Here is a 14,102-nt window from a genome sequence, read left to right as displayed (position 1 = left end):
GCAGGGCCACATGCCTCCTGTTTGGCACACAGCCGCTCCTTCGCCAGAGGGGAGCAGCGTCTGCGCCCCCTAGACATACGCGGCTTGGGACCACAACGGCTCGTTAGCAGCGACGCGCCGACGCGAAGCCGCTTGCCGAGGCAGGCGCGCAGCGAACCTACGGTGAGGGCTCATTCGACTCGGGCCCAGCGCCCGGAGGAGGTCCCGTGTTCGGTCGACTGCTGCGCCGCTCCAGTCCCCAGGCCTCGACGACGAACAGTGAGTTGATGGCTAGCGCCAGCGAGGGGACTTCCCGGCAGCGGGCCTCGTACTACGAGCGGCAGAATGACTCCCGGTACGAGGGCATGGGTCAGGGTGAGCGTGCTTGGAGCATGCTCCGAGACGGCCGTTGGGTGCCGCCGATGGATCGTCTGGAAGCAGCCGAGCATGAGGCTGGCCTAGTCCGTGGGCGTCACCACACGCAGTGGTCCCACGAGGTCGCGTCCCTCAAGCGAGAGCAGCGATACGACGAGGCTCTGGCCCTCCTGCACGAGATCATCGCCGCGACCGAGTCACAGCAGGCCGTGGAGAACGCGAACGCCCCGGTGCGTGCCCAGTACTTCGGCCGCCCCGTCTCGGAGCACCGCGCTCGAGAAACCGCGCCAGGATGGACGAACGAAGCGGCCATCATCTATCGCAAGCTGAAGGACTACGAGTCTGAGATCGCGGTCATCGACCGATGGGAGGCGCATGCGGGCGATCGGCGCCGCTGGGTGGGGGCGACTCACGCCAAGCTTCTCGAGCGACGTGTGAAGGCCCGCGAGCTCTTGGCCAAGTCTCGATGAGTTGGCCGCCATCAGCGGCCGGCTTGAGTCTGCCGAGGCTCGTGGACACTCGAAGGGGCGGTATGACAAGGCGGTGGTGCTAGCCCGGCCGCCGTCCGGACGAGGGGCACCTGAGCCTTGCCAAGGCGGGCGCCCCCGCTAAAGACGCCGGCCAGCGCGATCTCGTACTGAGCGACTGGCTCCTGACGGCATGATCCACCCCAACCTCAACACCGACTCCAACCCCAAGGCCGCTAGAGGGTTCGCAGCCAGGAAGCGCACGTCGTCATCCCTGCGCCGAGACAGGGGGCGACAGGTGTGACAATCCGACTTAAAGTCGACCCGCCGACATGGACTAGGAGGCACCTTGGACGCGTGGCTCCTACTAGCTGGTGCGGTTGTAGCAGCCCTATTCACATTCCTTGGCACGCGTCTGGGGGCAAACAACGCGGCAGCAGCGGCGGAACAGCTCGACAAGCGTGAGACTCGCAAGCACCTGCAATCGGAGATTCACAGAGCTATCGAGTGGTCGGCTAGTGATAACACAAAGCTAGCCGAAACCGGTACGGCCATCTTGCAGTCTCGGGCGAACGACCCCGATGTCAGTGCGTCCGACCGGGCGGCTATAGAAGTTGCCGTAGATGCTCTTCTTGCTGCTCCTAGAAACGCCCGCGAGCAGCGCGAGGCAACCACATTTGTGAGAGTTGTTACGCTGAGCGAACTGCAGGGCGACGTGTAATGGCCCGTCCGTCATTCGAGACCGATCAGGACCGTGCAGCGAAAGGGGTGGTGATCAAGTGCGTCACTACGAGTTGATGATCATCCTAGATCCTGAACTGGAGGATCGGTCGATCGCTCCTAGCCTGGACCGATTCCTATCCGTCGTCACCGATGCTGGTGGAGTCGTCAAGACGGAAATTTGGGGCCGCCGCCGACTGTCCTATGAGCTAGAAAGAAACGTCGAGGGCATCTACGCCATCGTCGACATTCAGGCCGAGCCCGCCGCGGTGGCCGAGCTGGATCGCCAGCTCAACTTGAATAAGTCTGTCTTGCGCACGAAGTTGATGGTCCCGTACAAAGTGACGTCGGCCGAGAAACGTCTTGCGCAGACGAAGATCGCAATCTTGCGCGGGCGAGGTGAGGCGATCCCAGACTGGTTGCAGGAGGTGGCCGATGCCCCCGACGTGCTCGAGGGCGAGAGCTCACTATCAGCCGTCGAGAAAAGCCTGCTCGAGGAAGTTTGAAGTAGCGGCTCCGCCAAGCTCAGCTAACAACACAGTGCCATCTTATGGTCGATAAGGTAGTGCTATGACCTCGCCTGCGCTGCCGGGAAGCGCGCCTAGACGGTTGATGACCGCGCCAGCGACATCGATCAGGGGGTCCTGGATTTCGCTGCCCTGGCCGAGACGGCATGCTGAGTAACTGGTTGCTGAGGGTCCTCGGCGCCACGGGGTGCGTATCTTGTTGCCACGAGAATATTTGAGCCAAGCGATCGCAGAAACCGGTCGCCTCGCCGCTCGAACGAGTCGAGCTACGAGTTCCCGAGTCGAACCGGATCCGACTTCTTTGTGCCCGTGCGGGACCTGCTGCAGCGGTGGGTTGACGCCTTCCCGGTCGACGATCGCCCTAGCGTCGTGGGGAACCTTGGAAGTGGTGACGACGACGCGTTCGACGGCGCCTTCTGGGAGCTCTACCTGCATTAGCTGCTGGCTGGCTCAGGGTGTGAAGTGGAGACTCATCCAGACGTCCCGGGGACGTCGAAGCACCCGGACTTCTTGGTACACGCGTCTCAACCGTTCTACCTCGAAGCCGTAAGCGTCGGCATGGCGCCGGAGAAGCGAACCTCGGAGCGGCGGCATCGCGACGTCGAGGCGATCCTCGACAACACTCGGGTCGACGGCTGGACCCTCAGCTTTGAGTGGCACCGAATTGGACCGCGACCGCCGAAAGCTGTCCGGTTGCGGAACCGGCTGGTTACATGGCTGGATGACCTCGATCGATCTCATGACACCGATGAGTACGCCGGTCGGCCAAAATTTTCGTATGACGACGACGGCTGGAAGCTCGATTTCACGGCGTTGCCCGTGGGCTCGGATCAAGCGCCCCTGGTGGCGATCCGCGGAGCGGGCAGAGCCAGGGGGGCGGACAACAAGGCAGGTCTCAATCGTGTCCTCGGCGCTAAGTCGAACAGGTACGGCGCTGACCTTCCCTACCCGCTGGTCACAGCGGTGCTCAGCAACACCGAGTCTCCGACGCGGCCCTACGACGTCCAGCCGACGCTGTACGGAATGCACTGGCTGGGTCCGTCGCAAGTCGCGGACTTCACGGAACTGAGTACAGACGGACACTGGCGGACAATCCATGGCTGGCGCCGCTCGCACAACCCGTACGTCGTAGTGGGGAGCGGAATCAGCCTATACAACATTCATAAGGCGGTGCCGTGGCTTTGGCGCACGCTCGACCCGGCGGTGACAGTGAACCTCCACATGCCATGGGCCGCACCGATCGACGTCACGGTCGCGGAGCCGGAAGCCCCGCTCGCGAGCGCGAACCTGGCCGAGCTCGGCATCCGGGACGACTGGTGTGCGGGTGAGCCAGACTTCCACTAACGCGGAATGCCTTGAAAGCGTCCGGCGGAGGGCCCGAAAGCCGATCCTTAGGGCGCCCGCTGCAAGGGCTTCAAGCGGTTCGTCTGGTGGTCCGCAACATGTCAGTTGCACGACAGGCGGTGGTGTGTATCCGCAAAATTGACGCCGGACGAGGAGATGTCGAAGAGCTGCTCGCCGTCCCCGGGGACCGGGTCGGGCAGGTCGACGACGTCCATGACCTCGGGGCCGCCGAAGCGGGTGATCTGCACAGCGCGCATGACGGTGAGGCTAAGCCGGGCCGCCCTCGCGCTGCGAGGATAGGTGGGTGCCTCCTCTTCAGCAGTCCGAGGTCGACCATGCAGCCGGAGCTCTAGGCCGGGCACTGCTCGAGTTCGTGTGTGCCCGTCCCATAGAGGAAATTGCCGGTAGCGGCGCTGCGACGGCAATAGTCAGACAAATCAACGGTGTCCTTGCCACCGTCGTAGGTGAAGCAGAAGACCCGAAGGCCATGGGTGAGTTCCTTAGATATCGCCTCAGCGAGGAGGTGGACGGCGAGGTCTTGGCTCTCACGCTCCACAAGCAGGCGGGCGGCGTCGTGTCGCTGCCCGAGACCACAGACCGGCTGGACGGGTTGGTGGTGCGGATGGCTGCGGAGTGTTACTCGACACTCCTACTCCCACCAGATCCCTTCTGGGCCGACTTCCCAGCCGGGCGTCTGAGTACAAATGCCACCTCGCTCTTGTTCCGGCATCATCTAGCCGCCGAATTCCAGGCAGGGGTCGTGTCGGACGCGGAACTGGCCAAGATTTTCAAGAACGAAACCGACCACACCGGGCGCACGACTGACATGATCTATCGGAGTACGGGCCGCGGAAACTCACTGCAACTATGGAGCTTACTTGAGCTCATCATGGCGGGGGCTTGGCGCGCGCGGCCAGCGGACGGCGCCACCCCGGTTATATCTCACTATTGTCAACTTGCCTTGGATCGATGGCAGCTAGTTCGTCGGCTGCTTACGACCAAGAGTCAAGTGTCAGTGCCAGCGTGGTTCGCGTTCGCCGGAGTGCGTTTACCCGGGGGTCCGTACACATTCGGCGATCTGGTGCTTCGCCAGGCGGGTGACCAAGATGGTGATCGCGTGCCGAAGAGCATCCGTGGGCAACTGCAGACAACGAACCCCGACGGCGAGGTGGTCGCCATCGACTACGCGGGTGATGTTGTCGCAGAAGCCCAGGTGCCGTACTTGGTTCGATTCAGAGCAGAGTCGGACGACTCGCTTCCCGAATGGCCGGCCGACCTGGTCAAGGCAAATCGAACCGCCGAACTGACTGAACAGCTGAGGGTGAGTCTGTTACTCGCAGTGAGGCGAGAGCAGCGAGTGCAAATTGCGCCAAGCTGGCAGTCCATCGACGACCCGTTGGACCAGTATCCCAGCCAAGGGTGGTCGGATCCGCGCCAAGTCGTCGGTTTGATGCCGACAATACTCAGCGAGGAGGAAGTCGGGGAGTGGCAGACATGGTTCGGCTATGTTGCGTCGCCTGGAAGTGAGAGACTGGCCATAGCGATGAACCGGATCATCCGCGCCACTGCTGAACGCCGCGATCCCGTCGATGTTCTTATCGATTCGGTGATTGCGTGGGAGAATATGTTTGGGAGCAGTCAGGGTGAACCCACGCTCCGGGTGACTGCCAGCCTCGCTCTGCTACTGAGGTCCGACCCGACGGAACGTCTTGATCTTCGCGAAAAGCTCGGAAAGATCTACACGCTCAGGAGCAAGGCGGTCCATGGGAGCAGTCAGCCCAAGCAGACTGAAATCGCGCTTTGTTACGAGGCGCTCGACTTCGCCATCGCGGCTTTGAGGAGAATTTTCGGCGATCGACCCGACCTCTTAACTGAGAAGGACGGAACTGGTCGAAGTCTAAAGCTCATTCTGGGCCAGGCGCCTACGACCACCACCGGCCCGGACGCGTGAAAGGAGTCGCGAAAGTGCACTGGCCTCTGCTGCAGTCGGCGCGTCTCGTGCGGCGCGACGATCTCGCATGACTTAGCGTCCAGTCAGCCAGGCCGCCAGGGCATGACCGGCGAAGGGTGCAACTTGCAAGACGGAACTGTATGGAAGGACGACCCACTTGCTCAAGTCCAGTGGGTAGTGGCAACCTTCCGTCCGCTCGATGCTGTGGCGGTTGCGGTCCCGGGCGTCAAGTAGAAATAGGAGTGGGACCGGCTCGCGGACCACGCACTGGCACGCCATGGAGATGCCATTGACATACTTGCTGCGATACACGTCCGTCTGCCACCCGTCGATGCCGAGGTTCATCGATGCAGTCGGCCCCTTGATCTCTATAACAGCACGCTCGAGTTCACACGCCGCGCATGTGACGAAGAGATCGGAACCGCAGCCACCGGCGAATCCGATGCGCACGCCCGTTGCCAATGAGATCGCACTAGCGCCCGCCGGTAGTGGCGCAAGAGTCAGGAGTCTCGACAGGGTGCCGGGAACCAATTCGAGCAGATCGCGCCAAGCCAGTTCATGAAGTGCTTCATTCCTGCGGGCGCTGCGGTCGGTCGGCAACCGTACGGCCAATGTGAGTCTGTTCTTATTGGCCAAGACCCAATATCCTTTCGTCACGTTCTCTCGCAATGGCCTGCACTACTGGACCGGGCGTGGACGACGCCCGCTGCTGGCGCCTGGCGGCCCATGACTCGCCGATGCAGGTGGCCGGTTGCTAAGTTGACCGCACAACTTGAATGCGCACGACCAGTGGAACCGAGTTGCCACAACGAACGAATCGCCCGTGGTTCCGGGCCATGTTCGATTAGCTCACCAAGCCCCACCGCAGGCGAGTAGACCTTGGCGCGATCGTCGGCAACGAGAAATCAGCCTAGGAGTTGTCCGACCTCTTCGGTTAGGTAGGCCTGTCCGACGGGCTGGTTCCCCATGTTGCAAGGCCGCGAGACTCCTGAATGATTGCGTCGCGGAGTTCCCGGGCTGTCAAATGGCGGAGCCTGTCAAAATACACGTAGACCATGGCGGCATCGGCGACCAACGCCCTCAATAGCTCGGGGTCTCTACGCATGTCAAGCTCGTGGAGCAGTGTTGCCATCCGGAGATGTGTCTTGGCGTCGAAGGCGAGTGCGTACGACCTCCAATCTTGAGCGAGCAGGTTCCTGAACTCCGTGTACTTCGTCTCTTCCCAGGCCTGTTTTGACACGGATTGATATCGGCGCGTTGAGTCGCGCCCTTTAGCGCCGAGACGTGCTCATCCAAGATGCCGACCCAATGCAGGCAACCGGCCCGGGCCATCGACTGTTGGGCGACGGATGGGTTCTTTGCCTTTGGGCTGGGTCCATCGTCGGCGAGGCCGCGCGCCGGTGGCTGGCCGCGAACTTCGCGGCGTCGGCGGCACCGGCGTTGTCCGTACACCCCAGATGTGACGTCCGCCAGAAGCGAGACCATCCCTGGTGTCCCATCCAGCGGGCTTCGACGTGCGGTCCAGCCAGTTACTTGCCAGCTGAGGTAGGTCTCACGACAGCCGCTGATGTGTGTCGGCATAATTGATGCCGGCGGTCGAGACGTCGAAGAGCTGCTCGCCGTCTCCCGGGGTGGGGTCGGGCAGGTCGACGACGTTGAGGACCTCGGGGCCACCGAACTCGGTGATCTGCACGGCTCGCATGACGGAGAGGCTATGACCTGGCCCAGCCCGTCACCGGCCGAGGTCGCGGGGAGGGGCAAGCAGGCGCCCCTCCGCGTGTCTGGGCGCTGCCCTTCCGCCTGTCGCGCCATGTCTTCTGCGGCAGGGCGGAGAACGACTCCATGGCGGCCGTCCGACACCGTGGTCCCGGGCTCGGCCCCGTCTTCGACGTCGGCGACCTCCATCCGGTTCGTCAGGCCGACTCGCTGATCCCGAAGTCGGCCGCGATCTGCTCCAGGTGCTGGCCCGGCTCACGGTTGCGGGCGAGGTCCACGACGTCGTCGCGGAACCCTGTGCACGGCGAGCGCGTGGCGGCCCGCGCGAGTCCTCGACGACGCCAACTGCCGGCCGATCCCGCCCAGCTCGGCGGCGGAGGGTGTGCGGTCCGCGCCGGCGATGCCCTCCCGCAGGTGCGGCGTCGACGACGTCCGGGGAAAACAGCCCGGCCAGGACGACGGGGATCGGTCGGTCCGGCCGGGAGGCTCCGGTCGGGTACGCCGAGGGTGTGGCGCCTACCCGCCGAAGGGGCCGTTGGGCGCGAAGACGTGCTCGGCGAAGCGCCGGGCGATGAGTCGGTGGGTGGCCGCGTCGGGGTGCAACTTGTCCGGGAGCGGCAACGCGCCGCCGTCGGCCTCGCCGTAGAGCTCCAACCCGTCCAGGTAGTGCAGGTTGAGGTCCGCCTCCGCCCGGCTGGCGACGATCCGCGCCAGCTCCTCGCGGATGACCCGCAGGGTCAGCTTCCCCGCCGCCACCTCCGCCGGATTCCCCGTGGCCATGAACTGGACCTGTGCGGTGCCGTAGGTCGCCGGGTCAATGGTGATCGGGCCGGGCGTGTCCTCCTGCATCGGGCAGTGGATCGCCGAGACCACCAGCAGCGGCGTCGTCGGATGGCCGTCCCGGATGGTGTCCAGGAAGCCGTGCACCGCGGGGGTGAGCGCCCGGAGGCGCATCAGGTCGGTGTTCACCAGGTTGATCCCGATGGCCACGCTGATCAGGTCGGCCGGCTGGTCGCGCATCGTGCGCGCGGTGAACGGGTCCAGCAGGGCGCTCCCGCCGAAGCCGAGGTTGACCAGGTCCACGCCGGCGGCCGAAGCGGCGATCGCGGGCCACGTGGTGGACGGGCTGGCCGCGTTCGAGCCCTGGCTGATGGAGCTGCCGTGGTGCAGCCACACCGGACGGGTGTCGCCGGTGACGGCCTCGACGGGTGCGTCGGTCCGGAGCTCGACCAGCACGGTGGTCTCATTGTGCGGCAACCAGATCTCGACGTCCTTGGCCTGCGCCGGGAGACCGGTGAAGGCGACGGTCCCTCCGGGCCCGGGGCGGTGCTCGACCGACCCGCTGGTCAGGTCGAACGACAGGACGTCGCCCCCGGACACGGTGGCCTGGTCGGTCAGCTGACCGTCGACCACCAGGTCGTACAGCCCATCGGGACGCACCGGAGCGCCCGCGTAGGCGACCTTCGTCCCGATCGTGTCGAGCTCGATCGTGGTGGCGGCGGTCCGGAAGACCAGCCGGACTCCTGAGGGCTGGGACTCGGCCATCGCGAGCTGCCCGTCGGCGTACTGCGCGCGCGCCCAGGCGGGGAGCCGGTGCGGGACGAGACCTCGGTCGGTGTGCTCGAGATCGATCGCACCGCGCAGGAGTGATGCGGTGAGGGGGGTGCTGCTGAGGAACTGCGGGGACATGGTGGACCTCGGGAAAGAGCGGGGGCGGGGGATCAGCTGCGGGGCGGGGGGGCCGGCTGTCGCCGTCCAGCCGCGCAGCAGCGTGTCGAGGGAGTCGAGGACGCGCGACCAGCTCACCTGTGGGTCAGGGGAGCTGTGGTCGAAGCTCCCACCCAGCTCCAGGGTCACGTAGCCGTGGAAGACGCTGCCCAGCAGCCGGACGGCGTGCGTCTGGTTGTCGCCGGTGAGCTCGTATCCGCGCAGGATCGCTCGCATCATCTCGGCGTGCCGGACACCGGCGCTGTTCGTCGCGGTCTCCGCGTCGAGCCGGAGGTGCGCGGCGGCATATCGGCCGGGGTGTTCGCGCGCGTAGCTGCGGTAGACGTCGGCGAAGGCGGTCAGGGCGTCCCTGCCCGCCCGGCCGGCCAGCGCCGAGGCGGCGAGGTCGGCCATCTCCTCGAGGGCGAGCAGAGCGACGCGGGTGCGCAGCTCACCGGAGCTCGGCACGTGGGCGTAGAGGCTCGCCACCTTCACGTCGAACTGGCGGGCCAGTGCCGAGAGGGTGACCTCGGCGAACCCGACCTCGTCGGCCAGATCGGCGGCGGCCAGGGTCAGCCGCTCTGCGGTGAGTCCGACGCGTGCCATCCGCCCCTCACGCCCGATGCCTGTGGTCATTAGGTTACATCCTAAACCCTATAGGCTAGGCCGTGACTCCGACGTCTCCTACTCGATCCCCACGCGCGATCGCCTGGAGCAGGTCATCGCGGATACGCCGGTGTCCGGGAAGCCGTCGACGAACAGCACCGGTACGGCTCGAGCCGAGCCCTGAGGCGTACCGCCCGCGCTCGGTGTCGACAGTGGTCGAGGATCGCTCCGAGGTCGGTCGGACGACAGGCGGTGGTGTGCATCCGCATAGTTGATGCCCGCGGTGGAGACCTCGAACAGCTGCTCACCGTCCCCGGGGGTGGGGTCGGGCAGGTCGACGACGTTGAGGACCTCGGGTCCACCGAACTCGGTGATCCGGACTGCGCGCATGCAGGGGACGCTAGGGAACGGCGCCGACGCAGCGGTACGCGGCCGACTGCCCCCTCCGGCTCCGGCCGCGAAAGTGGAATGAACCGCCCCGGGTTCAGTGGAAGCTCGGTTCTGCCGGGGAGTCCTCGGTGAGGCCGGCGATCGAACGGTAGTAGCGGTCCTCGTACTCGACTGGCGGGATGTCGCCGCAGGCGCCGTGCAGACGTCGGTGGTTGAACCAGTCGACGTACTCAAGGGTCGCGAGTTCGACGTCGTCGAGGCCCCGCCAAGGGCCGCGTCGGCGGATGAGTTCGGTCTTGTAGAGGCCGATCAGGGACTCAGCGGCGGCATTGTCGTAGCTGTCGCCCTTGCTGCCCACCGAGGCTCGCCAGCCGACGATCCGGCGCGACCGCCCGTCGACGTGGTCGATCCGGCGGCGGACTCGTCATGACCCTGCTACCCGGGACTGCGCTGGGGGTTGTCCGGTCCGGCTTGCTCAGGTAGGTCTCAGGACACGCGGTGGTGGGTGTCGGCGAAGTTGACTCCTGCGGCGGACACCTCATAGACCTGCTGGCCGTCCCCTGGGACGGGGTTGGGGAGATCGACGACGTCGAGGACCTCGGGACCGCCGAAGCGGGTGATCTGGACGGCTCGCATGACCCTCAATCTATGGGTCGCAGGTCTCGCCCGTACGGGCGCCGGAGTCATGCCACGGTGGCGGCGCGCTCGGCCACCGATCGTCGCCGCAGCGCGGCCTGCTGCAGCGGTGGCGGCACGTAGGACACGTCCAGCTGGCCGAGGTCGACCCCGGGCGGCACGATCGCGCCGATCTGGTCCGGGACGTCGTCGTCGAGGGTCACGCCGACGCCGGCCAACAGGTCCTCCAGGTGGCTCATCGTGCGGGGCGCGATGACCGCCGAGGTGACTCCCGGATAGGCGACGGCAAAGGCCATCGCCATATGGGTCAGTGACAGGCCGGCCTGGTCGGCAACCGGATGAGCCGCTCGACGGCGTCGAGTGTGCGCTCGTCGGTCATGTGCCGGGGCACCAGTGCATGCGTGCGGCTGACGATGGCTGTTCCTGCCCTTTCCGGTAGCGGCCGGTGAGCAGCCCCATCGACAGCGGGCTCCAGACGACGGTGCCCAGGCCGTATCGCTGGCAGACCGGGAGCACCTCGCGTTCGTTGCCCCGGTTGAGGATCGAGTAGGGCGGCTGCTCGGTGCGGAAACGGGCCAGGCCACGACGCTCTCAACCACCTCGACCCGCACGGCGACTGACGCCCTCGGGCCCCGGCTCAGCTGAGCAGCTCACGTGACGGGCAGCGCCGCCAGCCGGGCGGCCAGTTCTGCGTTGCGACGCAGGAAGGGCGCCCACCCGTCGGGCGCCCGGGTGCCGGGAACCGGGCGGGAGCAGGTCTCCTGCTCCCAGGCGCGCAGCCGGCCGTCCCGGATCCGCAGCCGCACCAGGACGTCGTCCCCCCAGGCGGTGACCACCTGGTCGCCTCCCTCGCCGGGCGCGGTGACCCGCTGCGGCGCGACCACCCACTCGACCGCCTCGATCTCCTGCTGGAGCCGGGCGGCGGCCTCGAACGCGTGCAGCCCGGCCGCGGCGTCGCGCCGGGCGGTCAGGGCCGCCAGCGCAGCGGCGACCGCCGTCGGCTCGCGGTCCAGCACGGACGCCACGGCGCCCGCCAGCTGCGCGACGGGGAGTGCCTGCCCGCCGCGGACCCGGGCCAGCTCCCGCTCGCCGGCGGTGCGGGTCGGGCCGGCGTGACCGAGCGGGTACAGCCGTTCGAGCCCGGACACGGCCAACCGCACCTTGCCGGCCCCCAGGTACGGCCCGAAGAAGCGGACACCCGGTGTCGGCCGCTGCGTCGCAGCGAGGCCGAGGCGCGGCGCCTCCGGCGAGGGGTCCAGGCAGATGCTGACCGGCACCTCCAGTCCGCCGACGATCCGGTTCCACGGTGGCAGCGACCGCTCGAGCAGGTTTCGTTCGGCCCAGGCCGCCTCGTGCGCGGAGTCGCAGACCAGCGCCTCGATCCGGGCGACCCGCGGCACCATCCGCCGTAGGTGGCGGCGGTCGCGCAGGTCACCCCAGTAGGAGCTGACCCGGCGGCGCAACTCGCCGGCCCGCCCGACGTACAGCACGCGGCCGCTGCCGTCCCGGAAGCGGTACACGCCCGGCGCGACCGGCAGCGCGGCGACGGCGTCCGGGCGGGTGGGCATGCCCCATCGTGCGCACGGCGGCGGCACCCGTGGTGGCGCCGCGCCCCACGACTCCCCGTTGTCCCACCGGTCACGTCCGGGTCCGGCGCGGGGGTGGTGGAGACGCGTCGAGGGGGACACCCCGGAAAGGACGTCCCCCTCGCCGTCGTCGCACCGGGCGTCAGGTCATCGGGTGGCCTGCGCCTCGCGACGCGGGAGCACCCAGTCGGGGCGCACGTAGTGGCACGTGTAGCCGAAGGGGATCCTCTGCAGGTAGTCCTGGTGCTCCGCCTCGGCCTCCCAGAACGCGCCGGCCGGCTCGACCTCGGTGACGACCTTGCCCGGCCAGATGCCCGAGACGTCGACGTCGGCGATCGTGTCCAGGGCGACGCTCTTCTGCTCGTCGCTGGTGTAGTAGATCGCCGAGCGGTAGCTCCGGCCCACGTCGTTGCCCTGCCGGTCCTTCGTCGACGGGTCGTGGATCTGGAAGAAGAACTCCAGCAGCTCCCTGAACGAGATCACCTCAGGGTCGAAGACGATCTCGACCGCCTCGGCGTGATCGCCGTGGTTCCGGTACGTGGCGTTGGGGGTGTCGCCGCCGGAGTACCCGACCCGGCTGGAGAGCACCCCCGGGCGCTGGCGCAGCAGGTCCTGCGCGCCCCAGAAGCAGCCGCCGGCGAGGATCGTCGTCTCGGTGGTCACGGTGTGCCTTCTTCCCTCGGACGTCATGTACACCGGGTGAACACCACCACGGGTCCCGGTGTTTCCTCACGCGCGGCGCCGCACCCGGTGGACGAGCGACCCACTGACCGTCGTCAGCCGCCGGGAGAGGACTACGACGTGCGTGGTCGTCGCTCGACGGCTCCGGGACCACGGGGAACCGGCGGTGCCATCCGGAAGACCGGCCAGCCGATCTCGGTGCGCCAGGCGCCCGGGTCGGGGGTGTCGCGTGGCCCGACGAGGTAGGTCTCCCGCACCGGGCCGGCCACGGCCAGTGCGTTGGCCACCACCCAGCTGCCGAGTTCGCCGTAGGTGACGTCGATGTCGTCGTGCTCTCCGACGTGGGTGGCGACGGCGAGCTCGACGGCCGGCAGGGTGACCGGGTGCACCCGGCCGCTGCGTGGCGGTTCCGCCGTCGGCCGGTACACGAGGAGGTGCCCGCGGCCGTTCTCGAACAGCGCGTTGTCGTAGAGCCCGCCCGGAGCGCCGGTCGGCTGGCGGACCACGGCGTCCAGCTCGGCCATGGCGCCGGCGTACCAGTCGAGCACGTCCTCGTGCGCCACGTCGTCCTCGACCGCGGCCACCGTCGTCGCCGGGACCGTGCGGAGCTCGACGTCCAACGCGGCCGGATCCGGCCGGAGCAGCCGGCGCAGCGACACCACCGCGGCGCGGGTCCGATCCAGCTCCGACTCGAGTCGTTGCAGGTGGTCGGCCACGAGGGTGGCCCGGGTGCTCGGGTCGGGGGAGCGCAGGATGCGCTGCACGTCGGACAGCGGGACGTCGAGCTCCCGCAGCCGGTGGATGACCTGGGCGGTCGGGATCTGGTCCGGGCTGTAGTAGCGGTACCCGGTCGTGGCGTCCACCGCGGCGGGCTCGAGCAGGCCGGCGTCGTGGTAGCGGCGCAGCGTGCGCACGCTGAGGTGGGTCAGCTGGGAGAACTCGCCGATCGCAAGCACGTGTGCACTCTGCCCCCTCTCCCTGGGGGAGAGTCCAGCGCTTGACCCTCCCGCATCGGGAGGCCGCACCGTGGGGCCATGACCTCATCGACCAGCATCCAGCCCGACCAGCTCCCCGCAACGATCCGCGGCTACCTCGCCGCGCACGACGCCGGCGATGCGGACACCGCGCTGCGCGCCTTCACGTCGACCGCCGTGGTGGTCGACGACGGCCTCACCTACCGCGGGACCGAGGAGATCCGGCGCTTCCTGGCCAAGGCCGGGGCCGAGTTCACCTACACCAGCACCCTCGTCGCCGCGGAGCGCTCCGACGACGCGCACTGGATCGCCACCAAGCACCTGGAGGGCGACTTCCCCGGTGGCGTCGTCGACCTGCACTACCGCTTCGCGATGGACGGCGACTCCATCGCGGAGCTCGTCATCGCGCCGTGACGACCGGCTCCCGGAAGTCACTCCACCTG

The 14,102-nt window shown here is 67.3% G+C and carries 15 protein-coding genes and 2 pseudogenes; 5 read left to right on the top strand and 12 right to left on the bottom strand.

Annotation, left to right across the window (positions count from 1 at the left end):
* Positions 1-206 precede the first annotated feature (206 nt).
* From O2V63_RS10580 to O2V63_RS10570, 3 genes are all read left to right on the top strand, one after another.
* The gene (locus O2V63_RS10580) at positions 207-824 is read left to right on the top strand and encodes a hypothetical protein (RefSeq protein WP_269167496.1); all 618 of its coding nucleotides are present in this window, start codon (positions 207-209) and stop codon (positions 822-824) included.
* A 776-nt stretch (positions 825-1,600) separates the two neighbouring features.
* Positions 1,601-2,047: a 30S ribosomal protein S6 gene (rpsF, locus tag O2V63_RS20840; RefSeq protein WP_269167495.1), complete on the top strand. Its 447-nt coding sequence runs from the start codon at positions 1,601-1,603 to the stop codon at positions 2,045-2,047.
* 483 nt (positions 2,048-2,530) lie between these two features.
* Positions 2,531-3,412 carry a hypothetical protein gene (locus O2V63_RS10570; RefSeq protein WP_269167494.1) on the top strand — a complete coding sequence of 294 codons (882 nt, stop codon included), beginning with the start codon at positions 2,531-2,533 and terminating at the stop codon, positions 3,410-3,412.
* A 101-nt stretch (positions 3,413-3,513) separates the two neighbouring features.
* Here O2V63_RS10570 and O2V63_RS10565 read toward each other — a convergent pair whose 3' ends face one another.
* Positions 3,514-3,669: a Zn-dependent oxidoreductase gene (locus O2V63_RS10565; protein ID WP_269167493.1), complete on the bottom strand. Its 156-nt coding sequence runs from the start codon at positions 3,667-3,669 to the stop codon at positions 3,514-3,516.
* Positions 3,670-3,716: 47 nt separating this feature from the next.
* Between O2V63_RS10565 and O2V63_RS10560 the strand changes: the two genes are divergently transcribed.
* A complete protein-coding gene (locus tag O2V63_RS10560; RefSeq protein WP_269167492.1) occupies positions 3,717-5,363 on the top strand; it encodes a HEPN domain-containing protein in 1,647 nt (548 codons plus the stop codon).
* Positions 5,364-5,435: 72 nt separating this feature from the next.
* Here the strand turns inward: O2V63_RS10560 and O2V63_RS10555 are convergent, their stop codons facing one another.
* The 11 genes and pseudogenes from O2V63_RS10555 to O2V63_RS10510 form a co-directional block, all read right to left on the bottom strand.
* The gene (locus O2V63_RS10555; protein ID WP_269167491.1) at positions 5,436-5,999 is read right to left on the bottom strand and encodes a hypothetical protein; all 564 of its coding nucleotides are present in this window, start codon (positions 5,997-5,999) and stop codon (positions 5,436-5,438) included.
* 916 nt (positions 6,000-6,915) lie between these two features.
* Positions 6,916-7,065 carry a Zn-dependent oxidoreductase gene (locus tag O2V63_RS10550; protein WP_269167490.1) on the bottom strand — a complete coding sequence of 50 codons (150 nt, stop codon included), beginning with the start codon at positions 7,063-7,065 and terminating at the stop codon, positions 6,916-6,918.
* 530 nt (positions 7,066-7,595) lie between these two features.
* The gene (locus tag O2V63_RS10545) at positions 7,596-9,422 is read right to left on the bottom strand and encodes a WHG domain-containing protein (RefSeq protein WP_269167489.1); all 1,827 of its coding nucleotides are present in this window, start codon (positions 9,420-9,422) and stop codon (positions 7,596-7,598) included.
* Between the two features lie 48 nt (positions 9,423-9,470).
* Complete coding sequence (locus O2V63_RS10540; protein ID WP_269167488.1) at positions 9,471-9,782, bottom strand: hypothetical protein; 312 nt, start codon at positions 9,780-9,782, stop codon at positions 9,471-9,473.
* 94 nt (positions 9,783-9,876) lie between these two features.
* Positions 9,877-10,155 (bottom strand): annotated as a pseudogene (locus O2V63_RS10535) (integrase core domain-containing protein); the annotation flags it as partial.
* A 113-nt stretch (positions 10,156-10,268) separates the two neighbouring features.
* Positions 10,269-10,418 (bottom strand): Zn-dependent oxidoreductase, encoded by a 150-nt coding sequence (locus O2V63_RS10530; RefSeq protein WP_269167487.1) that lies wholly within the window; start codon positions 10,416-10,418, stop codon positions 10,269-10,271.
* A gap of 47 nt (positions 10,419-10,465) precedes the next feature.
* Positions 10,466-10,804, bottom strand: a pseudogene (locus O2V63_RS20835) (aldo/keto reductase); the annotation flags it as partial.
* Entirely contained in the window at positions 10,794-10,997 is a 204-nt protein-coding gene (locus O2V63_RS20830) for an aldo/keto reductase (RefSeq protein WP_442929025.1), read from the bottom strand. The gene O2V63_RS20830 and the pseudogene O2V63_RS20835, both read right to left, overlap by 11 nt.
* Positions 10,998-11,068: 71 nt before the next feature.
* The gene (locus tag O2V63_RS10520) at positions 11,069-11,986 is read right to left on the bottom strand and encodes a hypothetical protein (protein ID WP_269167486.1); all 918 of its coding nucleotides are present in this window, start codon (positions 11,984-11,986) and stop codon (positions 11,069-11,071) included.
* A 165-nt stretch (positions 11,987-12,151) separates the two neighbouring features.
* Positions 12,152-12,667: a peptide-methionine (S)-S-oxide reductase MsrA gene (msrA, locus tag O2V63_RS10515; RefSeq protein ID WP_269165083.1), complete on the bottom strand. Its 516-nt coding sequence runs from the start codon at positions 12,665-12,667 to the stop codon at positions 12,152-12,154.
* A 131-nt stretch (positions 12,668-12,798) separates the two neighbouring features.
* Positions 12,799-13,641, bottom strand: a complete 843-nt coding sequence (locus tag O2V63_RS10510) for a MerR family transcriptional regulator (protein WP_269167485.1) — start codon at positions 13,639-13,641, stop codon at positions 12,799-12,801.
* 78 nt (positions 13,642-13,719) lie between these two features.
* Here O2V63_RS10510 and O2V63_RS10505 point away from each other — a divergent pair, with 78 nt between their 5' ends.
* Positions 13,720-14,073, top strand: a complete 354-nt coding sequence (locus tag O2V63_RS10505) for a nuclear transport factor 2 family protein (protein WP_269167484.1) — start codon at positions 13,720-13,722, stop codon at positions 14,071-14,073.
* Positions 14,074-14,102 lie beyond the last annotated feature (29 nt).

It is taken from the genome of Modestobacter sp. VKM Ac-2977 (genome assembly GCF_026968045.1).
In the GTDB taxonomy this organism is placed as follows: domain Bacteria; phylum Actinomycetota; class Actinomycetes; order Mycobacteriales; family Geodermatophilaceae; genus Modestobacter.
The sequence above is the reverse complement of the archived record's forward strand: the minus strand, read 5'-3'. Positions and strand labels throughout refer to the sequence as shown.

Bases quoted from the DNA above. Each gene is read 5' to 3' on its own strand.
- O2V63_RS10565 (WP_269167493.1), bottom strand. From the start codon at position 3,669: ATGCGCGCTGTGCAGATCACCCGCTTCGGCGGCCCCGAGGTCATGGAC.
- O2V63_RS10550 (WP_269167490.1), bottom strand. From the start codon at position 7,065: ATGCGAGCCGTGCAGATCACCGAGTTCGGTGGCCCCGAGGTCCTCAAC.
- O2V63_RS10545 (WP_269167489.1), bottom strand. From the start codon at position 9,422: ATGACCACAGGCATCGGGCGTGAGGGGCGGATGGCACGCGTCGGACTC.
- O2V63_RS10540 (WP_269167488.1), bottom strand. From the start codon at position 9,782: ATGCGCGCAGTCCGGATCACCGAGTTCGGTGGACCCGAGGTCCTCAAC.
- O2V63_RS10530 (WP_269167487.1), bottom strand. From the start codon at position 10,418: ATGCGAGCCGTCCAGATCACCCGCTTCGGCGGTCCCGAGGTCCTCGAC.
- O2V63_RS10520 (WP_269167486.1), bottom strand. From the start codon at position 11,986: ATGCCCACCCGCCCGGACGCCGTCGCCGCGCTGCCGGTCGCGCCGGGC.
- O2V63_RS10505 (WP_269167484.1), top strand. From the start codon at position 13,720: ATGACCTCATCGACCAGCATCCAGCCCGACCAGCTCCCCGCAACGATC.